Origin of the sequence: uncultured Aquimonas sp. (assembly GCF_937888285.1) — a bacterium.
Classification (GTDB): Bacteria; Pseudomonadota; Gammaproteobacteria; order Xanthomonadales; family Xanthomonadaceae; genus Aquimonas.
Genome location: NZ_CALART010000111.1, coordinates 194198 through 214416 on the forward strand (window position 1 = coordinate 194198; position 20219 = coordinate 214416).

Consider the following 20219-nt stretch of genomic DNA (forward strand, 5'->3'; position numbering starts at 1 on the left):
TTGCGAATCCCGAATCCCCAATCCCCGCTCTCAACCCACCTCGCACCGATCGCGTCCGCCGCGCTTGGCGCGGTAGAGGGCCTGGTCGGCGCGGTCGAACACGCTCTCGCTGTCGTCCTCACCCTTGAGTTCGGTCAGGCCCACCGAGGTGGTCACCTTGACCGGGGTGCCGCCGAAGTGGAAACCGATCAGGGCGATCTTCCGGCGCAGGTCCTCGCAGAGGTGCTGCGCCTGCGCGAGGTCGGCGCCGGGCAGCAGGCTGATGAATTCCTCGCCGCCGACGCGGGCCACGAAGTCGGTGCTGCGCAGGTGCTTGCGCAGCACCTGCGCGACCGCGAACAGCACCTTGTCGCCCGCCTTGTGGCCGTAGCTGTCGTTGATCGCCTTGAAGGCGTCGATGTCCCAGACCGCCAGCGACACCGGCCGCCCGAAGCGCCGGAAGCGATCGATCTCCTCGGCCAGCGCCTGCTGGTAGGCGAGGCGGTTGGGGATGCGGGTCAGCGGATCGGTGGCCGCCATCTGCTGCTCGGCCTGCAGCGACTGCCGCAGCTGCGAGGTCTCGCGCTCGAGCTCGTCGATGCGCATGCGCATCGCGTCACCGCGCTCCTCCAGCTTGGCGATGCGCTGCTCCTCGCGGCTGCGGTAGTCCTGCACGTGGGTGTCGATCGCCGACAGGCGCGTGCTGACCTGCGCCTTCAGCTGGTCGAGTTCGGTGGCCTGGCGGGTGTGGCGGCCCAGCGAATCGACCTCGGTGCTGATCCGGCTGCTGAGCTCGCTGCGGCTGGCGCGCTCGTCCACGCGCGAGGCGCGGTCCTGCATCAGGTAGGTCGCGAATTCATCGAGTCGGCTGTCGACCTGGGCGAGCAGGCCCTCCATGCCAAGGCGCTCGCGATTGAGCTGCTGCTGCTGGCGGTTGATCAGTTCGGCCAGACCCTCGGCCAGCCCGATCAGCGCGTCCTTGCCGATGCCGGGCTCGATACGCTCGGCCAGTGCGCCGAGGTCCTCGCCGAGGCTCGGGTCTGGCGCCAGCTGCGCGATCAGGTGGCGCAGCAGGCCCGCACCGTGGTCGCCGGGCGGAGGCGCCGGCGCTGCAGCCGCGCTTGCCACCGCCTTCAGCGCCGGCGGTGGCGTGAAGCTGGGCGCGGCGGGGGCTTCGTCGAGGGCCACGATGGCCTCGGACAAGGCATCGATACGGCGCTCCAGAATCTCGATGTCGACTTTCTGGCGGATCGCCTGGGTGAATTCCGACAGCTCCTCGTCGAGCCGGTTGTCGAGCCCGCGACAGGCGATGCCGAGGCGGCCGATCGCCCGTCGCAGGGTCGCGTCCATGCGGTTCCACCGCGCCTCCTCGCGCTCGAAGCGGTCGATCGCATCGAGGTACTTGTCCTTCCAGTGTTCTTGGCTGTCGGGCATGGCGGGGCAGGATGGCAAGGGCGCGGCCAGCGTAGCAAGCCACGTGCCGTCGCGAGGCTTGACCACGCTCAAGACTGCGCTCGCCGGGCGCGGCACACTGCCGGCACCGACCGCCCGGTCGAGCCATGCGAGGAGAGGCCATGCGCAGCGTCCTGATTCCCTTCGACGGTTCCGATGGCGCCAAGCGCGCGCTGCAGTACGCGATCGACTTCGTCCGCGAGTACGGGCGGCTGTCGATCCATCTGCTCAACGTGCAGGACGAGCCGGTGGTCTACGGCGACTATCTCACCGCCAGCCTGCTCGACAGCCTGCGCAAGGCCGCCCTGCGCGCGGCCGGCGAGGTGCTGGACGGCGGACTGCAGATGCTGGCGGCGGCCGGCATCGAAGGCCAGGGCCACAGCGCGCTGGGCGGGGTCGCCGAGCAAGTCGCGCGCGCCGTGGATACGCATGGCTGCGACACCGTGATCATGGGCACCCGCGGCATGGGGGCGGTCTCCAACCTGCTGATGGGCTCGGTGGCGACGCGGGTGGTGCACCTGTCCAAGGTGCCGGTGCTGCTGGTCAAGTAGCCGCGCCGGCGGGCGCGGCCGCTCAGGCCTCGGCGGGTTCGTTCGGATCCGGCGCGGCGCGCTTCAGCTGGGTGACGAAGCGCGCGCGCAGCTGACGCTTCTCGTGCGGCATCAGATCGCGCTGCATGCGCTGGCGACCGACCGTCAGCAGCTGGCGGTCCAGCATCGGCGGCACCGACTGCGCGCCGGTGCCCAGCCCGATCCGCGCCTGGATCAGCTCATCCGGGTTGAGCATCCCGATCAGCGAGCCCGCGGCTTCGTCCAGCAGCTGCTGGACCAGGGCGGCGGCGGCCGGATCGTCGCCGTACTCGTCGTCCTCGCCGTGCTCGCTGCTGCTGCGGTCGTTGACCGTGGCGAACTTCTGCAGCTCTTCCAGGCCGATCAGGCCGGTGGTGTCGGCCTCCTGCTGCAGCATCGAGCTCTGGTTGCGTTCGCCGTCCGGGTCGGCGATGCCGACCAGATGCACTCGCACGCCGTACTGCTGGGCCAGGACAACGCCGACACGAATGTCCTCGTCGCCGGTCAGCACCACCGCATCGCTCATCGCGCGGTTCTGCGCCAGGTTGGCCATGTCCATGATCAGCAGCGAGTCGACGCCCTTCTGCTCGCCGGCCAGGCTGACCATGCCGAGGCGCAGCTTGACGTTCGACTGGTAGGCCAGCTTGCGGTGGGCGCCGGTCGGGCCCGAGCTGGTGCCGTCGTACCAGTACACGCGCAGCAGCTCGCGGCGGGTCAGCGCCTCGGACTGCTTGATGATGTAGTCGAGGAAATCCTCGTAGGACAGCGTGATCGCGCTGCGCGACTGCTTGATGCCGGTAAGCAGTTTGATGGCCGAGGCGTAGAGATAGCCGGCGTCGATGAAAACGGCAACACGATTCATGCAGGCGTCCATGGGTTCTGGTGGGGGCGCGGTCAGCGCGGTTTGCCCGGCATCGGGAAGGGGGTGATGACGCGCTCGCCGGTGGCCGAGTCGCGAATGCTCAGCTGGCCGCGGCGCTCGACTTCCTCGACGCGGACGATGGACTGCATGGGGAGGTGCAGGACGCGGGTGTCGCCGAACTCGCTGCGCAGACGCTCCTCGGTCGGATCGACCACCAGCGAGTCGTGGGCATCGAAGACCAGTTCGGCGACTTCGGTGAAGCCCCACAGGGCGCTGCTGCTGACGCGGCGCGCGTACAGCTCGTAGATCTTGCCGGCATTGAGGAAGGTGATCTTGTACAGACGGCTGCTCATGCGGCGGAGCCCGGGCTCGGGATCGGGGACATTGGGGCGAACGCGCGAGTATAGGCGGGCCGGGCCCTTATCAACAAAAGCCGGGAGGCATGCTCAGTTGCGCCGCAGCTTGCGCTCCACGCCCCGCCGCATGAACAAAGCAAGCACCATGCCGAGCGCGAAGCCGGACAGGTGTGCCCACCAGGCGACCGCACCGAAGGTCGGGCCGACGTAGGCGAACATCAGCTGCAGCAGCGCCCAGATGCCGATCAGCACCGAAGCGGGGGTGCGCACGAACTCGAGGAACACGCCCAGCGGCAGCACGATCGCGAGCTCCGCGCGCGGGAAAAGCACGAGGAAGGCGCCGATCAGCCCGGACACCGCGCCGCTGGAGCCGATGATCACCGCCGCGGTGCCGTCGAGCGACCAGGCCGCGCTCAGGTTGGCCGCCACCCCGCAGAGGAAGAACACCAGCAGGAAGCGCAGCGGCCCGAGGCTGCGTTCTGCCGGCAGGCCGAAGATCAGCAGGAACAGCAGGTTGCCCAGCAGATGCAGCCAGTTGGCGTGCAGGAACAGGGCGCTGACCAGGCTGAAGGCGCGGCCGTCGAGCAGGGCCGAGGTCAGTGCCGAGGGCGAAAACAGCGAGGCCGGTACGGTGCCCCAGCGCAGCAGCAGGCTGGCGCGCGCGTCGGGCTCCAGGGTGGCCAGCCAGACGAAGCCGGCCATGCTCAGCGCCACCAGCACCGGCGTCACCCAACGCAGGCGAGGGCGCCGGCGCCCCGGCACGCTGACGAACACGTTCATGCCGTCGGCCTCACGGCCGCGGCAGCCGGTAGCGGCGGCCGTCCAGTTCGAGCACGCTGCCGTCGCGACGGATCTCGGCCAGCCGCAGGCGCGCGTCGACGGCGTCGCCTTCGCGCAGGCGACGGCCGTCGATGATCACCACCCGTCCGGCCGGGTCCTCCGTATACACATGCATGCTGACCTTGAGAGGCGGCAGCTGCCCGCGCGCTTCGTGGCCGATGCTGGACAGTTCGGGCAGGTGCTCGGCTGCAGGCGGGGCGGGCGCAGCGGGGGCGACAGGCGGAGGGGTGGATGCACTCGAGGATGCGTAATCGACTGCGCTTGCTGTTGCCGTCGAGGGTGCTGCGGTAGGCGCCTCGGCGGGCTGTGCCGATGGCGCCGGTGCCTGCGGCGGCGTCGGCGTTGGCGCGACCGGCGCGTCGGCGGCAGGCACGCTCACCGGCAGCTGCGGCCGCGATTCGCGCTCGACCGAGGCGAACGCCGGATCGCTGGGCAGGCGTGTGGCCGGAGCCTCGATGACTGGCCCTGCGTCCGCGGATGGCGTGGCCTGCGCCTGCACGGCCGTCGACGGGAGCGGTGCCGAGGAGTGCACATCGGCGGTCGCCGGCGGCGCCGCGCTGCCGGCCTCCGGCCCCGGCTGCGGCGCGGAGGCCTGCCCGGGCGCCGGCATCGCGGTCTGGCTGCGCTGCCCGTACCAGTAGGCGGTGCCGCCGATGGCGAGCATCAGCACGGCCACGAGGGCCCACAGACCCACCGGCGCGCGCCGCCGTCGCGTCCGCGGCTGTGCGTCCATCAGGCCGGGCGCATGGCCGAGTCGGCGCTCGGCTTCCGATTTCTTGAGGGCTTCCAGGATCAGCGACATGGGCGGCCCTTCAGCGCAGACGGCGCAGGCGCGGCCCGCCCGGCAGATGGGTGGTGGCGGCCAGCAGAGTTTCAGGGCCGACGATGCCATCCGGCGCCAGGCCGTGCCGCGCCTGCAGGCGACGTACCGCATCCTCCATGGCGGCATCGAAACTTTGCGGACCCGGCGACAGTGCGGTGAGGTGGCGTGCCTCCACCAGCCGCTGCGCCAGCCAGTCGACCGCCGGGCCGACATCGCCGCGGCGCAGGTTGCCGCTGATGAAGCCGGGCGCGCGCCAGACGACGTGGAATTCGCCCAGCCACAGGCGCTCGAACAGCGCGCGCGGCGCTTCGACCGTTTCGCCGTCGAGCAGCAGGCGCACGCGCGCCTCGCCGCTGCCGAGCAGCACCGCCCAGGCTTCGCGATTGCCCGAGGTGAGTCGCAGCAGGACCGGGCGCCGCAGGGTTTCCAGCTTGGCGAGGTTGCCGGCGGCGCGCAGGCAGTACACGCCGGCGCCCAACTGCAGCGGACAGCGCTGGGCGGTGCGCACGTCGGCTTCGCGGGCGCGCAGGGTCCACAGCGCCAGCAGGTGGTTCCAGGCCGCGTAGCTGGTGCCGTCACTGGCCTCGATCAGTGAGCGCAGGCCGGCTTCGTCGATGCCGGGCGAGGCGGGCGCGGACGGCTCACTGGCGGTCGCCGCGGTGGTTGTCGTGTCTTCGGTGGCGACGGTGTCTGCCGGATGCTGGCCGCGCTGATGCCACAGGCCAGCGAACACCGCGGCCACCGCGAGTATGCCGGCCGCCGACAGCAGCCAGGGGCGCGCGCGCTGTGCAGTCGAGGCCAGCGCCTCGCGGGCGGCACGCTCGACGTCCTTCTCGCCGATCTGGCCGAGCTCGCCGACGTAGCCGGCGGTGAGCGCGCGATCGGCGATCACATTGATCAGTCGCGGCACGCCGCCGGCATGCTGGTGGATGCGCCGCACCGCCAGCCGCGAGAACGGAAAGCGCTGGCAGCCGGCGACCGCCAGCCGATGGCGCAGGTAGTCCTCGGTCTCGTCGGCCGACAGCGGCGTCAGATGGAAACGCGCGGTGATGCGCTGGGTGAGCTGGCGCAGCTCCGGCCGCGCCAGCGTCTCGCGCAGCTCCGGCTGGCCCAGCAGGATGATCTGCAGCAGCTTCTGGGTGGAGGTTTCGAGATTGGTCAGCAGGCGCACCTGCTCCAGCGCTTCGAAGCTGAGGTTCTGCGCCTCGTCGATGATCAGCACCACCCGCAGGCCGTCGCCGTAGGCGCGCAGCAGGTAGGTGTTCAACAGATCGACCAGGCCCTTCAGGCTGCCGCGCACCGGCTCGACCTCGAGCTTCAGCTCCTCGCAGATGGTTTCCACCAGCTCGACCGGCGACAGCCGCGGGTTGAGCACCAGGGCGACGCGCGTGTCGGCCGGCATCTGCTCCAGCAGCAGGCGGCACAGGGTCGTCTTGCCGGTGCCGACCTCGCCGGTGAGCTGCACGAAGCCGCCGCTGCCGCCCTGGCCGATGCCGTAGAGCAGGTGCGCGAGCGCGTCCCGATGGCGCTCCGAAAGAAACACGAAGCGCGGATCAGGGGTGATCGAGAAGGGCGGCTCGGCGAGGCCGTAGAACTGCAGGTACATCCTGTCGGCCAAGGGGCTGGAAGGGCTGGCGCACTGTAGGCCGTGGCCTTGAGGTGCGTGGTTAGGTCTTCGTTAAACGTGCGGCGGGCGGAGACTTCTGGCCGGCCCTAGAGCGGCAGCCTCGGCTGCTGCGGCTCGATCCCGTGGCGGCCCTCCATGATCGCCTTGAACTCGGCGCGCGAGACCGACACGTAGCGCTCGTTGCCGCCGATCTCGACCTGCGGGCCCTCGGAGACTGCGCGCCCGTTCTCATCGACCCGCACCACCATGGTCGCTTTCTTGCCGCTGTGGCAGATCGTCTTGATCTCGGTGATCGAGTCCGACCAGGCCAGCAGGTACTGGCTGCCCTCGAACAGCTCGCCGCGGAAGTCGGTGCGCAGGCCATAGGCCAGCACCGGGATCTTCAGGCGGTCGACGATCTCGGTGACCTGCCAGACCTGGGCCTTGCTGAGGAACTGCGCCTCGTCGACCAGCACGCAGTGCAGCGGGCCGTGCGCGGCGATGTCGCGCTGGGTCATCGCCAGCAGGTCGTCCTCGCGATCGAAGATCACCCCCGTCGCCTGCAGGCCGATCCGCGAGGCGACGATGCCGGCGCCGTAGCGGTTGTCCAGGCGTGGCGTGAAGATGCGCGTGCGCATGCCGCGCTCGTGGTAGTTGTGCGCGCTCTGCAGCAGGGTGGTGGTCTTCCCGGCATTCATCGCCGAGTAGTAGTAGTAGAGCTTGGCCAAGATCGGTTCCGTGCCGGCGGAAAGCGGCGGGAGTATGCCCGAAGGTGTCGGCGGTGGGCGCAGCTCGCGGCCGACCGGGGCGCCGGATCAGGGCTCGAAGCCGTTCGCGAAGATGCGGCCGGCGCGCACGTCGAGCGACCACACGCCGCGCCCGAGGGTGCCCGCATACAGGGTCCGCTGGGCGTGCACGTAGCGCAGGTCGAACACCAGCACGTCGGGCAGCAGGGTGCCCAGCAGATCCCAGGCCGAGCTGCCGCTGTCGGCGACATAGACGCCGGAGCGCGTACCAAGGGCGACGCGCGCCGGCTGGGCCACTCCGTCGGCATTGATGAACTCGATGGTCCGGAAGTCCTGCGAGCTGATCGCCGGCAGGTTGCCGGTGATGTCGGCCCAGCTCGCGCCGCTGTCCGACGAGAAGAACACCTGGTTGTCGTCGATGGCCCAGACCCGGTTCGGATTGACGGGGTCCAGGGCGACATCGGTCACCGTGTTGGCGCCGGCTGGCAGCGCGGTGGCGGCGACGAAGCTGGCGCCGGAGCGGCGAAACACCTGGTTGCCGCGACCGACATAGGCGATGTTGAAGTTGCCGGCGGCCCCGTAGGCCATGGCGTTGCGGTTGGCACCCGGGCCGCCCAGCGAGGTCAGCGTCGGCGAGGCCGAGTTGGCATTGGTGGACTCGTACAGCGTGTTGGTGCCGCCGACCAGCAGACGGCCGGGGTCGGCGATGTTGACTTCGACCGGAGTCACGAACTGCGGATCGGTGACGATGCCGCTGGTCGGTACCGACACGCTCGCGGACTGGACGTTGCTGGACGAGTAGGTCGCGCGCCTGAAGCCGCCGAGGTTCTGCGAGCTGATGAAGCGCAGACCGCTGGCGCCGGAATCCTCGATCGCCACGTCACCGCCGTCACCACCATTGATCGAGACCCAGACCGGATTCACCGCGGTCTGCTGCATGTGGGTGCCGTTGTCCTGGGTGCCGATGACCAGGATGTTGGACACCCGGTCATGGTCGAGATCGTGGACTTCCATCAGCCGGAGATTGCCGGCGACCGAGACCCAGGTGCCGGCCGATGACGTTGGCGAGGAGCGCCGGTAGATGCATCCGTCATCGACCTGCAGCAGGTTGCCGTTGGCGTCGAAGGCCATGTTGCGGCTGTCGGCGTGCGGCGTGGTGTTGCCGGCGTTGGCATCCATGATCGTGGTGAACTGCGTGCCCGCAGCGGCGGCCGCATTGCCGCGTCGGAGATTGGCGGTGAAGGGCGAGGCGGTGATGCGGTCGCCGCCGATGTAGACCAGATTCTGGTTGTTCGGGTCCACAGCGATCGAGGTATTGATGACACCCTGGCCGCCCGGATGCACCGGCGGCACGTCCATGGCCGTCCAGCTGCCGCCCTGGTTGGCCGAGCGGAACACGCCGGCGATCGCGCTGCTGTTGACGACGGCCACGAACACCGCACCGCTGGCGCCGGGCCCCACGGCCAGCCGCACGTTGTTGCTGGAGTTGCCCAGCGCAGTGATGCCGGCGCTGATGTCGGTCCAGCTGGCGCCACCGTCGTCGCTGCGCAGCACCCGTGCTGGCGAGCCCAGCACCGAAACGTAGAGGCGGCTTGGCGCGTCGCGGTTCACGGCCATGTCGCCGATGCCGCCGGCCGGAAGGCCGCCGCTGCCGGAGACGAGGCTCCAGCTGCCGCCGGTGTTCGTGCTGCGCCACAGGCCGCCGTTGCGCGAGGCGGCGAGAATCGTCGCGCCACGTGGCCAGACCGCCACGATTTTCTGTCCGAGCAGGGCAGTGGCGCCGAGATGGGTCCAGCTGCTGCCGCCGTTGGTGGTGCGGTAGAGGCCGACTTCATCGTCGCCGCGCTGGGCGAAGTTGCTCCAGCGACCCAGCCCGGCGACCAGGGTCTGGTGGGTAGTGTCGTTGGGGTCGAAGGCCAGCGCGCCGATCGACTGCGAGGGCAGGCGGTCGGACAGCGGCGTCCAGGTCGGCGATGTGGCGAGGGCATTGTTCGTGCGCCAGAGCCCACCGTTGACCGCGCCGATGTAGAGCACGTTGGCATTGGTCGGATGCGGGGCCAGCGCCTGGATCGCACCGCAGACCTCGTTGTTGGGCGGCACGTTGACCTGGGCGCTGCGGGTCGGCGCCGGGCCGCGATCGATCCAGGGCAGCGGTTCGATCAGCGAACCGCGGACGTCCTCGCGGTCCGGGCGTGGCGGCGGCAGGCGCGGCGCGCGGTATTCGGCCGGGTCGACCGGCTCGGCGCCACGGCGCGTGTAGCGCTGGCCCAGCAGTGCGTCGGCATCGACGAGGTCGGCGACACGCTCGCTGCGCACCGGCGCCTGGCAGCCTGCAAGCCCACAGGCGAGCGCTACGCCAACTGCCAGGCGTGCGGTTCTTGCGAAGATCGACATGGCGCTCCCCCGGGCACGAGCCGCGGCAAGGATGCGCTCTTCACCACGGCTTCAACAAGCGCAGGCAGCAGCGCGGAACGCTACCCACGCCCGCGCCATTGGGCAGCCGCGAGGCCGCGCCGGTCGGCGGCTTTGCTCTGCCGATGCCTCGATTCGGGGACACTTGGACGTGGATTCCCGCCCAGCTGTCCGCATGCGAATGACCGACCTCCGCCCCTGGCTGCTGCTCCTCGCCTGTCTCGCTGCTCCGGTCGAGGCAGCACGCGCCTGCGCCGATGACTCCAGGCCCCTGCTTGAGCTGCGCGTGACCAGCGACCGCGGCGAGGGCTTCGACCGCGTGCACCGCATCCGCGTGTCGGTCGACGGCTGCGTCAGCGTGCGGCGTCCGCCCTTCCATCGCGCGCCCGGCGAGTTCATCGCGCGTCTCGACGAAGCCGGACTCGCGGGGCTGCGCGCGCGTGCAGCCGATCCGGTCCTGCGGGCGATCGACCCGGTGCAGGCGCTCGACGAGGCGCGCGCAGCCATGGAGGCGCACGCGCTGGCCGAGGGCGCCCTGATGCGCACCCATGTCTCGCATCCCACTGGCTATGTCCTGCGTCTGTGGCAGGACGACGAAGTCGTGGAGATCAAGGCGGAGTCGATCTTCCAGCAGGCCGAGCTGCACCCGCGTTCGGCCGAGCTGGAGCGGCTGGCCGAAGCGATCCGCGAAGTGCTGGCGCTGGATGCCTTGCCGGAACTGACGCCGGCGGATTCGACCGGAGCTTCCCGATGAGCCGCTTGCGCGCCTGGACCGGGCTGCTGCTGGGGCTCACTGCGGTGGGTCAGGCCTCAGCCGGTGCCTTCATCTTCGCCGAGGACTTTCCCGACGCCGTCACCCACCCGCAGATCTACAGCGGCAGCGGCGGCGAGCGCCCCGACCTCACCGTCTGCCTTGATCGCAGCATCAACGCCAGCCTGACCAGCCAGGCCGAGCCGGCGGTGATCAAGGCCATCGACACCTGGAACCGCGGGCGCTCGCTGGGGGCGGACAACTACGCGCTGAACAATGCCACCGACATCGCTTCGGGTTACGACTTCGAGTCGGTGCTGCTGCATGAGCTCGGCCACTGCCAGGGCCTGAACCACGCCAACCACGCCAGCGAGTCCGGCTTCAACGATCCGCAGGCCAACGGCACCAAGTCGGCGCCCGGCCCCGACGGCGTGCTCAACCAGGGCGCCGGCAGCGACGGCATCCACGGCTCGCGCGACGACCTGCGCGGGGATGACGTCAACCTCCACTGGTACCTGCGCGGACAGAACAACCCGGGCCTGTTCAACCCGGTCGCCGACAGCACGACGATGGCGCGCGAGTTGAACTTCCTGCCTTCGGGCCATCGCTTCGCCGCCAATGCCGACCGCAGCGTGATGGCGGCGCTGGGCTTCGCCAACTCCGAGGCTGTGATGCAGCAGGGCACGCCGCCGCGCGAAGCCAAGCGCCATCTGCACCACGACGACCTGATGACGATCCGTTTCGCGCGCTCGGGCCTCAATCGCGTGCAGGGCAACAGCGATGATTACCGCTACCGCCTGCGCTATGTCGGCAGGCTGTCCAACCCGTCCAATGCCGACTGCAATGTGCGCATCCGCATCGATACCAGCACCGGCTTCGCGGTGTGTGGCGTCAGCGCCACCGCCATCAATGGCAACACCAGCCAGTGGCGCATCACCCAGGCGCAGATCGCGATGAACTCGCAGATCAACTGGTACTACTCGCCGGGGCCGAATACGGTGACCCAGATCAGTTCGACCTCGCCGAATCCGAGCCCGGTGGGGCAGGGCTACACGGTGAGCGTGCGCGTCTCGAAGGGCAGCGGCATCAGCATCAGCGGCAATCCCTTCGGCACGGTCGAAGTGGACGACGGCCAGGGCGCCAGCTGCAGCTTCGAGCTGGCCAGCGCCATGAACGGGCAGGGCAGCTGCGTGATGCCGGGCGGCAGCGCTGGTCCACGCATCCTCACCGCGCGTTATCTGGGCCGCGGCGGCTTCGACTACAGCGAGGCCACGGCCAGCCACAGCATCAGCAATACGGTCGCGACCACCACCACGATCACCTCGCGGGTGCCCAGCAGCACCGTGGTCGGCCAGAGCTACTCGGTCAATGTCAGCGTGACCGCGAACAGCGGCACGCCGACCGGCAGCGTGCAGGTCAGCGACGGCAGCAACAGCTGCCAGGCGACGCTGTCGGCCGGCAGCATGAGCTGCGCTCTGCCGTCCACCAGCGCGGGGACGCGCACCTTGAGCGCAAGCTATACGCCCAGCGGCAGTTTCGCTGCCAGCAGCGGCAGCGCCAGCCACGTGATCAGCCGTGCCAGCACGGTCTTCGCCAGCGGCGGCGTACAGCCCGCGCCATCGGCGCACGGGCGGACGGTGAGCGTCAGTTTCGCGCTGGCCAGCGTGGCCCCCAGCACCGCGACGCCGATGGGCACGGTGACGGTGCAGGCGGTGCCGGGCGGCGAAAGCTGCAGCGCCAGCGCCGCCAGCGGCGCCTGCAGCCTGACCCTGTTCGGGGTGGGCAGCCGCAGCCTCAATCTCAACTTCGCGCAGACGGCGGACTTCAATGCCGCCAGCGCCAGCCTGTCGCACCAGGTCATCGCCGCCGGCACCAGCACGCGGATCGAGTCGGTAAGTCCGACGCCGGTGCGAGTCGGCCAGCCGTATGACGTACTGGTGCGCGTCGAGAGCGCGAATGTCGTCCCCGATGGCAGCGTGCAGATCAGCGAAGCGGCGAGCGGCTGCACGGCTTTCCTCTCGGGCGGTGCCGGCAGCTGCCGGCTGGTCTCGGCCGGGGCCGGAACGCGGATGCTTCAGGCCACCTATGACGGCAGCGGCAACTTCCTCACCAGCAGCGCCAGCGGCAGCCAGAGCGTGCTGCGTGGGGCGACCGCATTGCGGGTGATCGGCCTGTATCCGCAGCCGTCCCCGGTCGATTCGACGCTGCAGGTGCGCTGGGCGCTCGACGTTCTGGCGCCGGCTGCCGGTAGCCCCGAGGGCATGGTCACGGTCACTGCGGGGCCGGGCGAGAGCTGCAGCGCTGCGCTGGCGGCGGGCGGCTGCGCGCTGGGCCTCGGTGCTGCAGGGCCGCGCAGCCTGCAGTTCAGCTATGCCGGCAGCGTCGATTTCGAGCCCGCGTCTGCAGTGGCCGCCCACCTCGTTGACGCGGATGCGCTGTTCGCCAGCGGCTTGGAGGCGATCGAGGCGGGCGTGCAGGGCGACTGAGGCACCCGCTGCCCGGGCATGCCGGATCGCCGCGCGGCTGGCACGACCACTAGAATGAGGCCCCAAGGCCGCACCCGGCCGTCCGCTACAGATCCCCTCGCATGTCCGGATTGAATCCCCAGCAGGCCGCCGCGGTGGCCTATCGCAGTGGCCCTTTGCTCGTGCTGGCCGGCGCCGGTTCGGGCAAGACCAAGGTGATCACCGAGAAGATCGTGCGGCTGGTGCGCGAGGACCATCTGGCGCCCAACAAGATCGCCGCGATCACCTTCACCAACAAGGCCGCGCGCGAGATGCGCGAGCGCGTCGGCAAGCTGATGAAGTCCGAGCAGGCGCAGGAGCTGACGGTCTGCACCTTCCACTCGATGGGGCTCAAGTTCCTGCAGATCGAGCACGAGGCGGCCGGCCTGCGTCGCGGGTTTTCGATCTTCGATTCCGACGACAGCACGTCGCTGCTCAAGGAACTGCTGCCCAAGGGCGCCAAGCCTGATGTAGTCGATGGCGTGCGCGGCCTGATCTCGCGCGCCAAGAACGATGTGCTCAGCCCCGAGCAGGCGATGGCCGCGGCGCGCAGTCCGCGCGAGCGCGAGGCGGCGGAGATCTATGCCGAATACCAGCGACGTCTGGGCGCCTTCAACGCGCTGGACTTCGACGATCTGATCCGCCTGCCGGTGGCCCTGCTCGCCGGCAGCGAAGACCTGCAGCGGACCTGGCGCGAGCGACTGCGCTACCTGCTGGTCGACGAGTACCAGGACAGCAACCCGGCGCAGTACGCGATGGTCAAGCTGCTGGCCGGGCCGCGCGGCATGTTCACCTGCGTCGGCGATGACGACCAGTCGATCTACGCCTGGCGTGGCGCGAACCCCGAGAACCTGAACCAGCTCAGCGTCGACTATCCGAACCTGCGGCTGATCAAGCTGGAGCAGAACTACCGCTGCGCCAAGCGCATCCTGCGCGCGGCGAATGCGCTGATCGCCAACAACCCGCACGAGCATCTGAAGGCGCTGTGGAGCGAGCACCGCGAGGGCGAGCCGATCCGCGTGTTCGAGTGCCGCGACGACGAGCACGAGGCCGAGCGCGTGGCTTCCGAGATCTCGCATCTCGCCGAGAAGCACCGCGCGCCCTGGAGTGATTTCGCCGTGCTGTTCCGCGGCAACCACCAGTCGCGGCCGCTGGAGAAAGCCCTGCAGCTGCTGCGCATTCCCTACCACCTCGCTGGCGGCACGGCCTTCCTCGATCGCGGCGAGGTCAAGGACACCCTCGCCTGGCTGCGACTCGTCGCGAATCCCGACGACGATGCCGCCTTCCTGCGCGCGGTGACCTCGCCCAAGCGCGAGATCGGCAGCACCACCCTGGCCAAGCTCGGCGAGCTCGCCGGCCAGCGCCACGAGAGCCTGCTCAAGGCCGCCGAGCGCAACGATGTGCTGAAGGTGCTGCCGGCGCGACCAGCGGCGGCGCTGGATGGCTTTGTGCAGCTGATCCGCCGCTTCCGCCAGCTGTCCAACGCGCTGCCGGCGGCGGACCTCTGCCGCAAGCTGATCGAGGATTCCGGCCTGCTCGCCGAGGTGCGCGCGACCTCGCGAGACGACAGCCTGTTCCAGCGTCGACGCGGCAACCTGGAAGAGCTGGCCGGCTGGCTTGAAGCCGCGCGCGGTGGCGGCGGGCCGGGCGAACTGGCGGCTCAGCTGGCCCTGCTGAGTCATGCGGATCGCGATGATCCGGGCGAGAGCGTGCGCCTGATGAGCCTGCACGGCAGCAAGGGCCTGGAGTTCCGCTACGTCTTCATCGTCGGCGTGCACGAGGGCTCGCTGCCGCATGACGCCAGCCTCGACGAAGGCAAGGTCGAGGAAGAGCGCCGACTGATGTACGTGGGCATCACCCGCGCCAAGGAGCTGCTGCACCTCTCGTATCCCAAGCGCGCCAAGCGTTTCGGCGAGGTCTCGAAGAACGAACCCAGTCGCTTCCTCTCCGAAATCCCGGCCGCCGAACTGCACTGGGTCGGCCGCGATGCCGAGAAGGATGCCGAGCGCCGCGAGGACGTGGCGGCGGCGAGTCTGGCCAAGCTGGCGGCTCTGTTCAACGACTGAATCGCCACGGGTTTTGGGGTTGCCCGCCGCGTTCTGCGCGAGCGGGCTCCCAGCTTCAGCTGTCCTGCGGCCCGCCCGCTTCGTGCAGTGTGGTTCGAGCCCACGACCTTGGGCGGCTCCCGGCCCAAACTGCCGAACTGTCTCCCGCATAGGGTGGGCCCTGGCCCACCGGAGCTTGATTCTGGCCATTTGCCCGACAACCGCATGCGGCTCATGTCGGACCCGCGCCCCACCTTGTTTTCCTGTGCATTGAGCTCATCGACGGGCGACTGCTCATCCGTGTTCGCCTGCGTGCCATGCGCGTGCCGAATCTTGTCCGCGAATCGCGCTGCCTCGCACTCGCGGTGGCCGACTAGAATGCGCAGGCCCCCGCTGCCCGAGTACGCCATGAGCCATGTCCCCGCGCGCCAGCGCCTGATCTTCGCCCTCGATGTTTCCACCGCCATCGAGGCCGACGCCTGGATCGAGCGCCTGGGCGACAGCGTCGCGTTCTACAAAATCGGCATGGAGCTGCTCAGCTCGGGCGACTACTTCCGCGTGCTGGAGAAGCTTGCGGATGCCGGCAAACGCATCTTCGTCGACCTCAAGTTCCACGATGTGCCGGCTACCGTGGGGCATGCCGTGCGCGGCCTGTCGCGCTGGCCCGTCGACTTCTGCACCATCCACGGCCAACAGCCGGCGATGATGCGCGCCGCCGCGGAGGCTGCGGGTGCGATGAAGATTCTCGCGGTGACCGTGCTGACCTCGATGGATGCCGAAGACCTTCAGGCCGACGGCATCAGCCGAACGCCGGTCGAACAGGTGCTGGCGCGCTCGGCGCTGGCGCAGGCCGCCGGCTGCCATGGCGTGATCGCCTCGGGCCAGGAAGCTGGCATGCTGCGCGCCGCGCGCGGCTCGGATTTCCTGATCGTCTGCCCGGGCATCCGCCCCGGCGGCCCGGCCGGCGACGACCAGAAGCGCACCGTTGGCGTGGCCGAAGCCTTTTCCGCGGGCGCCGACTACATCGTGGTGGGGCGGCCGATCCGCCAGGCGGCGGATCCGCGGCTGGCGGCGAATGCGATCGTCGATGAAATCGAGGCGGCGCTGGAAGCCACCTGAGCGGCAGATGTCCCCAGCCGATGCGGCAACGCTCTCCGTCGAGAGCGAGTGCTGCGGTGTCGCGGCGGTGAATGGGCGAGCTTGAGGCGGCCTTCACCCCTCTCCCTCGACCGCTCTCCTGCAAGGGGAGAGGGAAGAGAAGCCCTGGGCTGGCGCGCAAGTGAGGGTCAGGTTGCAGTCAGGAAAGTCTTTCTTCTCAGTGTGATGCATGACCTATTTCAGGTATTGCATCAGCATTCGGCCTGCTCTAGGCTTGCTGCTGCCACTGACGGTTCACCGCCGCAGCGAGCGCCCAAAGCCGAGCAGCCGCAAACAGGGCTGCCGACAACAAGAAAACGCCGGCCTCGATCCGGCTTGACGGGAGTCCCAGGGGGCTCCCGTTCTTGTTTGTGGGTGCTCCCGACGCACGATTCGAATCGCGGGCAACAAAAAAGCCGGCCCGAAGGCCGGCTTTCTGCTGTCCCGACACCGCTGCGCGGCTCGATACTTACGCCATCGCCTTGATGCGCGCCGTGAGGCGGCTCTTGTGGCGGGCAGCTTTGTTCTTGTGGATCAGACCGCGAGCAGCGTAGCGGTCAAGGACCGGCTCGGCAGCGGCCAGTGCGGCGCGGGCGGCATCGGCGGCGCCGGTGTCGATCGCCTTGATGACCTTCTTGATCGTGGTGCGCACCATGGAGCGGGCGCTGGCATTGCGGGCGCGGCGAACTTCGGACTGCTTCGCGCGCTTCTTAGCGGACTTGATATTGGCCAAGGGAAACTCCTCGAGGCGTAGCGGTAAGGGCGGGACAAGACGCGCAAGTATGCGGGGGAGGCGAGGGCGCGTCAATCCGGGCGCCGTGCGCCCGGACGGGATTCGGGATTGGGGATTGGACAGCTGGGATTCGGGATTCGGGATTGGGGATTCGACCGAAGGTCGGGCCGGGCGCGGAGACTCGCAGCCCCGGGCTTTGCTTACCCTCGCCGCGAAGCGTGGTTGACCGAGCGTGTGGCGTGAGGTCTGGGCTGGGGTAGCCTTGCGGCTGTGCAAGCTTTGATGCAAAGCGACCCCGCCGCTTCGCCGCGCCCGTGGTTGTCCGCTTTACGAATCCCCAATCCCCAATCCCCAATCCCGCGCGGCGGCGGCAACGCCGCCGCGCCGGCACAGCCGCCCAAATGCCCAACCTCCTCCGTTCGCTCGCCTCCTTCAGCGGCCCGACCTTTCTGTCGCGGATCCTGGGGCTGGTGCGCGAGATGGTCATCGCCCAGACCTTTGGCGCCAACGCGGCGACCGATGCGTTCTGGATCGCGTTCCGCATCCCCAATTTCTTCAGGCGGCTGTTCGCGGAGGGCTCGTTCTCGCTGGCCTTCGTGCCGGTGTTCACCGAGTACAAGCAGACCCGCGAGCAGGCCGAGCTGCGAGAGCTGATCGCGCGCACCGCCGGCACGCTGGGCGCCGTGCTGCTGGTGGTGACCGCGCTGGGCATGCTGTTCGCGCCGGAGATCGCGCGCCTGTTCGCGCCGGCCACGAGTGCGGAGGCCGGCAAGGTCGATCTGATCGCCGACCTGCTGCGGGTGACCTTTCCCTTCCTGCTGTTCGTCTCGCTGACCGCGCTGGCCGGTGGCGCGCTGAATGCCTATGGGCGCTTCGCCCTGCCGGCGGCGACGCCGATGATCTTGAACATCTGCATGATCGCCGCTGCCTGGTGGCTGGCGCCGCTGCTGGAGGTGCCGGTGATGGCGCTGGCCATCGCCATCCTGGTCGCCGGCGTGGTCCAGTTGCTGGTGCAGTTTCCGGCCCTGCGCCGGCTGGACCTGCTGGTCTGGCCCGCCTGGGGCGGCGCGCATGCCGGCGTGCGGCGGATCCTGAAGCTGATGGTGCCGACCCTGTTCGGCAGTTCGGTGGCCCAGGTCAATCTGCTGCTGGACACGGTGATCGCGGCCTTCCTGATCGCCGGTTCGCAGACGTGGCTGGCGCAGACCGATCGTCTGCTGGAGTTTCCGCTCGGCATCTTCGGCGTCGCACTGGGCACAGTGATCCTGCCGGCGCTGTCGAGGCATCACGTCGGTACCGACCCTGCAGGCTTCTCGCGCGCGCTGGACTGGGGCCTGCGCATGGCGCTGCTGATCGCGCTGCCGGCGATGCTGGGTCTGATGCTGTTGGCTGAGCCCATCCTCGCCACTCTGCTGCAGTACGGCGCTTTCACCGCCTTCGATACGCGGATGGTGGCGCTGTCGCTGATGACCGTCAGCCTCGGCCTGCCGGCCTTTGTGCTGATCAAGGTCGTCGCACCCGCCTTCTATGCCCGCCAGGACACTGCCACCCCGGTCAAGATCGGCATCCTTGCGATGATCGCCAACATGGGCTTCAACATCGCCTTCCTCGCCGCTCTGCTGTGGTGGCGTGCCGACGAGTTCGCGCCAGGCCTGAGCGTGTTCGAGAAGCTGGCTGCGCTGCCGGGCCTGCATCTCGCCCTGTCCGCGGCCAGCGTGGCCTCGGGCTGGCTGAACCTGCTGCTGCTGGCCTGGGTGCTGCGGCGCCAGGGCGTGTATCGCGCGCAGCCTGGCTGGAGCCGCCACCTGCTGCGCCTGGGCCTCGCCTGCGCGGCGATGGCGGCGGCGCTGTGGGCCGGCCTGCAGCTGTGGCCAGAGTTCGGCCTCTACGGCTGGCAGGGCCGCAGCTGGCGACTCGCCGTGCTGGTCGGCGGCGGTGCGGCAGTCTTCGGCCTGGTGATGCTGGCGCTGGGGTTCCGACCGCGAGACTTGAGGGAAGCGCCAGGCTAGGAGCCTGTCGGGCTTTGGTGGTCGAGGCGAAAGTTCGGCTGCGAGCGGGCAGGTTTTCGGCGATTTGCGGGCCCATAGCAGCGCTATGGGTCAAGAATTGGCGGAAAGATGGACCGCGCAGACGGACTTGCAGCCCGGCCATCCAAAGCCCGACAGGCTCCTAGAGCCTGAGGCAGATCTCCCCTCTCCCCTTGTGGGAGAGGGGCCTGATTCGGTGCGACTGGGTGCCCGGCAATCGAGTCGCTCGCAGCGGGTCCCCACAGGGCGAAAGCCCAAGCCCACCGCAGCCGCCCCAGCGAATCCCGAATCCCCAATCCCGAATCCGAGCGGCGCGCCCATGGCGCGCCGCTATACTCCGCCCCCCATGACCCGCCTATTCCGCGACCCGCTCGGGCCCTGCATCGCGCCGCGCGGCAGCATCGTCTGCGTCGGTGCCTTCGATGGACTGCACCTCGGCCACCGCGCCCTCCTGGGCGAGGTGGTGGCGCGTGCGCGCGCCTCAAGGCGTGAGGCCATCGCGCTCAGCTTCGAGCCGCTGCCGCGCGAACACTTCGCCCGCGCCAACCCGCCCGCACGCCTGCAGCTGCCGCGCTCGCGCTTCGAGGGCCTGGCCGCGCTGGGCTGCGATGCCGTTGGCCTGCTGAGGTTCAACGCGGCGCTGGCGTCGATGTCGGCCGAGGACTTCGTGCGCAAGGTGCTGGTCGAACGCCTGAATGCGCGCGAGGTGTGGGTGGGCCCGGACTTCCGCTTCGGTCGTGGCCGCGCCGGCGACGTCGAGCTGCTGAAGCGGATGGGTGCGGAGCTTGGCTTCGTCGCGCATTCGCTGGACATCGTCACCTGCGTCGACGGCGAGCGCGTGTCCAGCTCGCGCATCCGCGATGCGCTGTCGGCCGGCGCGCTGGAGCTGGCGTCCAGTCTGCTCGGTCGGCCCTATGCGATTTCTGGCCGCGTGGTGCGTGGACAGCAGCTCGGCCGCACCTTGGGCTATCCGACCGCCAACCAGCGCTTCGGCCGCTGCCTGCCTGCGCTGTGGGGCGTGTATGCGGTGCGCGCGCATGGCATCGCCGACGCGCCGCTGGCCGGCGTGGCCAGCCTCGGCACGCGGCCGGTGGTGCAGGGCAGGGAGCCCCTGCTCGAAACCCACATATTCGACTTCAGTGGCGACCTCTACGGACGTCGCCTCTCGATCGAGTTCGTCGCCAAACTGCGCGACGAGCTGAATTTCCCGGATCTTCCCGCCCTGATCGTGCAGATGGACCGCGATGCGGCCCGGGCGCGCGAGATCCTGTCCTCTGTCCCCGCGGCCGCGCGCGGCCGTCCTGCAAGCTGGAGCCCGGCGTGAGTTCGGAACCGAAAGACTACAAGCCCACCATCCATCTGCCGGAAACCGCCTTC

16 protein-coding genes are annotated in these 20219 nt (G+C 69.4%); 7 read left to right on the forward strand and 9 right to left on the reverse strand.

Translation table 11 applies throughout. The features are described 5' to 3' along the window. Positions 1 to 30: 30 nt before the first annotated feature. A complete protein-coding gene (locus tag Q0654_RS21460) occupies positions 31 to 1413 on the reverse strand; it encodes a GGDEF domain-containing protein (RefSeq protein ID WP_298857254.1) in 1383 nt (460 codons plus the stop codon). Between the two features lie 140 nt (positions 1414 to 1553). Between Q0654_RS21460 and Q0654_RS21465 the strand changes: the two genes are divergently transcribed. Next, positions 1554 to 1982: a universal stress protein gene (locus tag Q0654_RS21465; protein ID WP_298857255.1), complete on the forward strand. Its 429-nt coding sequence runs from the start codon at positions 1554 to 1556 to the stop codon at positions 1980 to 1982. A 22-nt stretch (positions 1983 to 2004) separates the two neighbouring features. On the opposite strand, the gene Q0654_RS21470 is transcribed toward Q0654_RS21465, so the two are convergent. From Q0654_RS21470 to Q0654_RS21500, 7 genes are all read right to left on the reverse strand, one after another. Then, complete coding sequence (locus Q0654_RS21470; protein ID WP_298857257.1) at positions 2005 to 2862, reverse strand: NYN domain-containing protein; 858 nt, start codon at positions 2860 to 2862, stop codon at positions 2005 to 2007. A 32-nt stretch (positions 2863 to 2894) separates the two neighbouring features. Then, positions 2895 to 3215 carry a DUF1820 family protein gene (locus Q0654_RS21475; protein ID WP_298857259.1) on the reverse strand — a complete coding sequence of 107 codons (321 nt, stop codon included), beginning with the start codon at positions 3213 to 3215 and terminating at the stop codon, positions 2895 to 2897. A gap of 93 nt (positions 3216 to 3308) precedes the next feature. Then, complete coding sequence (locus Q0654_RS21480) at positions 3309 to 3992, reverse strand: rhomboid family intramembrane serine protease (protein WP_298857319.1); 684 nt, start codon at positions 3990 to 3992, stop codon at positions 3309 to 3311. 16 nt (positions 3993 to 4008) lie between these two features. After that, on the reverse strand, positions 4009 to 4860 hold the full coding sequence (locus Q0654_RS21485; RefSeq protein WP_298857261.1) for a general secretion pathway protein GspB: 852 nt from the start codon (positions 4858 to 4860) through the stop codon (positions 4009 to 4011). A 10-nt stretch (positions 4861 to 4870) separates the two neighbouring features. Further along, complete coding sequence (locus Q0654_RS21490) at positions 4871 to 6487, reverse strand: ExeA family protein (RefSeq protein ID WP_298857264.1); 1617 nt, start codon at positions 6485 to 6487, stop codon at positions 4871 to 4873. A gap of 107 nt (positions 6488 to 6594) precedes the next feature. Beyond that, a complete protein-coding gene (locus Q0654_RS21495; RefSeq protein WP_298857266.1) occupies positions 6595 to 7215 on the reverse strand; it encodes a thymidine kinase in 621 nt (206 codons plus the stop codon). Positions 7216 to 7302: 87 nt separating this feature from the next. Beyond that, complete coding sequence (locus tag Q0654_RS21500; protein ID WP_298857268.1) at positions 7303 to 9627, reverse strand: hypothetical protein; 2325 nt, start codon at positions 9625 to 9627, stop codon at positions 7303 to 7305. Between the two features lie 199 nt (positions 9628 to 9826). Here Q0654_RS21500 and Q0654_RS21505 point away from each other — a divergent pair, with 199 nt between their 5' ends. The 4 genes from Q0654_RS21505 to pyrF all read left to right on the forward strand — a co-directional run bounded on the left by Q0654_RS21505 (position 9827) and on the right by pyrF (position 16064). Further along, positions 9827 to 10399, forward strand: a complete 573-nt coding sequence (locus Q0654_RS21505) for a hypothetical protein (protein ID WP_298857271.1) — start codon at positions 9827 to 9829, stop codon at positions 10397 to 10399. Next, positions 10396 to 12882, forward strand: a complete 2487-nt coding sequence (locus tag Q0654_RS21510; protein ID WP_298857273.1) for an Ig-like domain-containing protein — start codon at positions 10396 to 10398, stop codon at positions 12880 to 12882. The genes Q0654_RS21505 and Q0654_RS21510 overlap by 4 nt, the downstream gene beginning before the upstream one ends. A 101-nt stretch (positions 12883 to 12983) precedes the next feature. Next, positions 12984 to 14966 carry a UvrD-helicase domain-containing protein gene (locus tag Q0654_RS21515; protein ID WP_298857275.1) on the forward strand — a complete coding sequence of 661 codons (1983 nt, stop codon included), beginning with the start codon at positions 12984 to 12986 and terminating at the stop codon, positions 14964 to 14966. 387 nt (positions 14967 to 15353) lie between these two features. Beyond that, entirely contained in the window at positions 15354 to 16064 is a 711-nt protein-coding gene (gene pyrF / locus Q0654_RS21520; RefSeq protein WP_298857277.1) for an orotidine-5'-phosphate decarboxylase, read from the forward strand. Positions 16065 to 16551: 487 nt separating this feature from the next. Here pyrF and rpsT read toward each other — a convergent pair whose 3' ends face one another. After that, positions 16552 to 16815 carry a 30S ribosomal protein S20 gene (rpsT, locus tag Q0654_RS21525; RefSeq protein WP_091243082.1) on the reverse strand — a complete coding sequence of 88 codons (264 nt, stop codon included), beginning with the start codon at positions 16813 to 16815 and terminating at the stop codon, positions 16552 to 16554. Between the two features lie 401 nt (positions 16816 to 17216). Here rpsT and murJ point away from each other — a divergent pair, with 401 nt between their 5' ends. Together murJ and Q0654_RS21535 are read left to right on the forward strand one after the other, a co-directional pair. After that, positions 17217 to 18824: a murein biosynthesis integral membrane protein MurJ gene (gene murJ, locus Q0654_RS21530; protein WP_298857281.1), complete on the forward strand. Its 1608-nt coding sequence runs from the start codon at positions 17217 to 17219 to the stop codon at positions 18822 to 18824. Positions 18825 to 19188: 364 nt separating this feature from the next. Then, on the forward strand, positions 19189 to 20166 hold the full coding sequence (locus Q0654_RS21535; protein ID WP_298857283.1) for a bifunctional riboflavin kinase/FAD synthetase: 978 nt from the start codon (positions 19189 to 19191) through the stop codon (positions 20164 to 20166). The last annotated feature ends 53 nt before the right edge of the window (positions 20167 to 20219 follow it).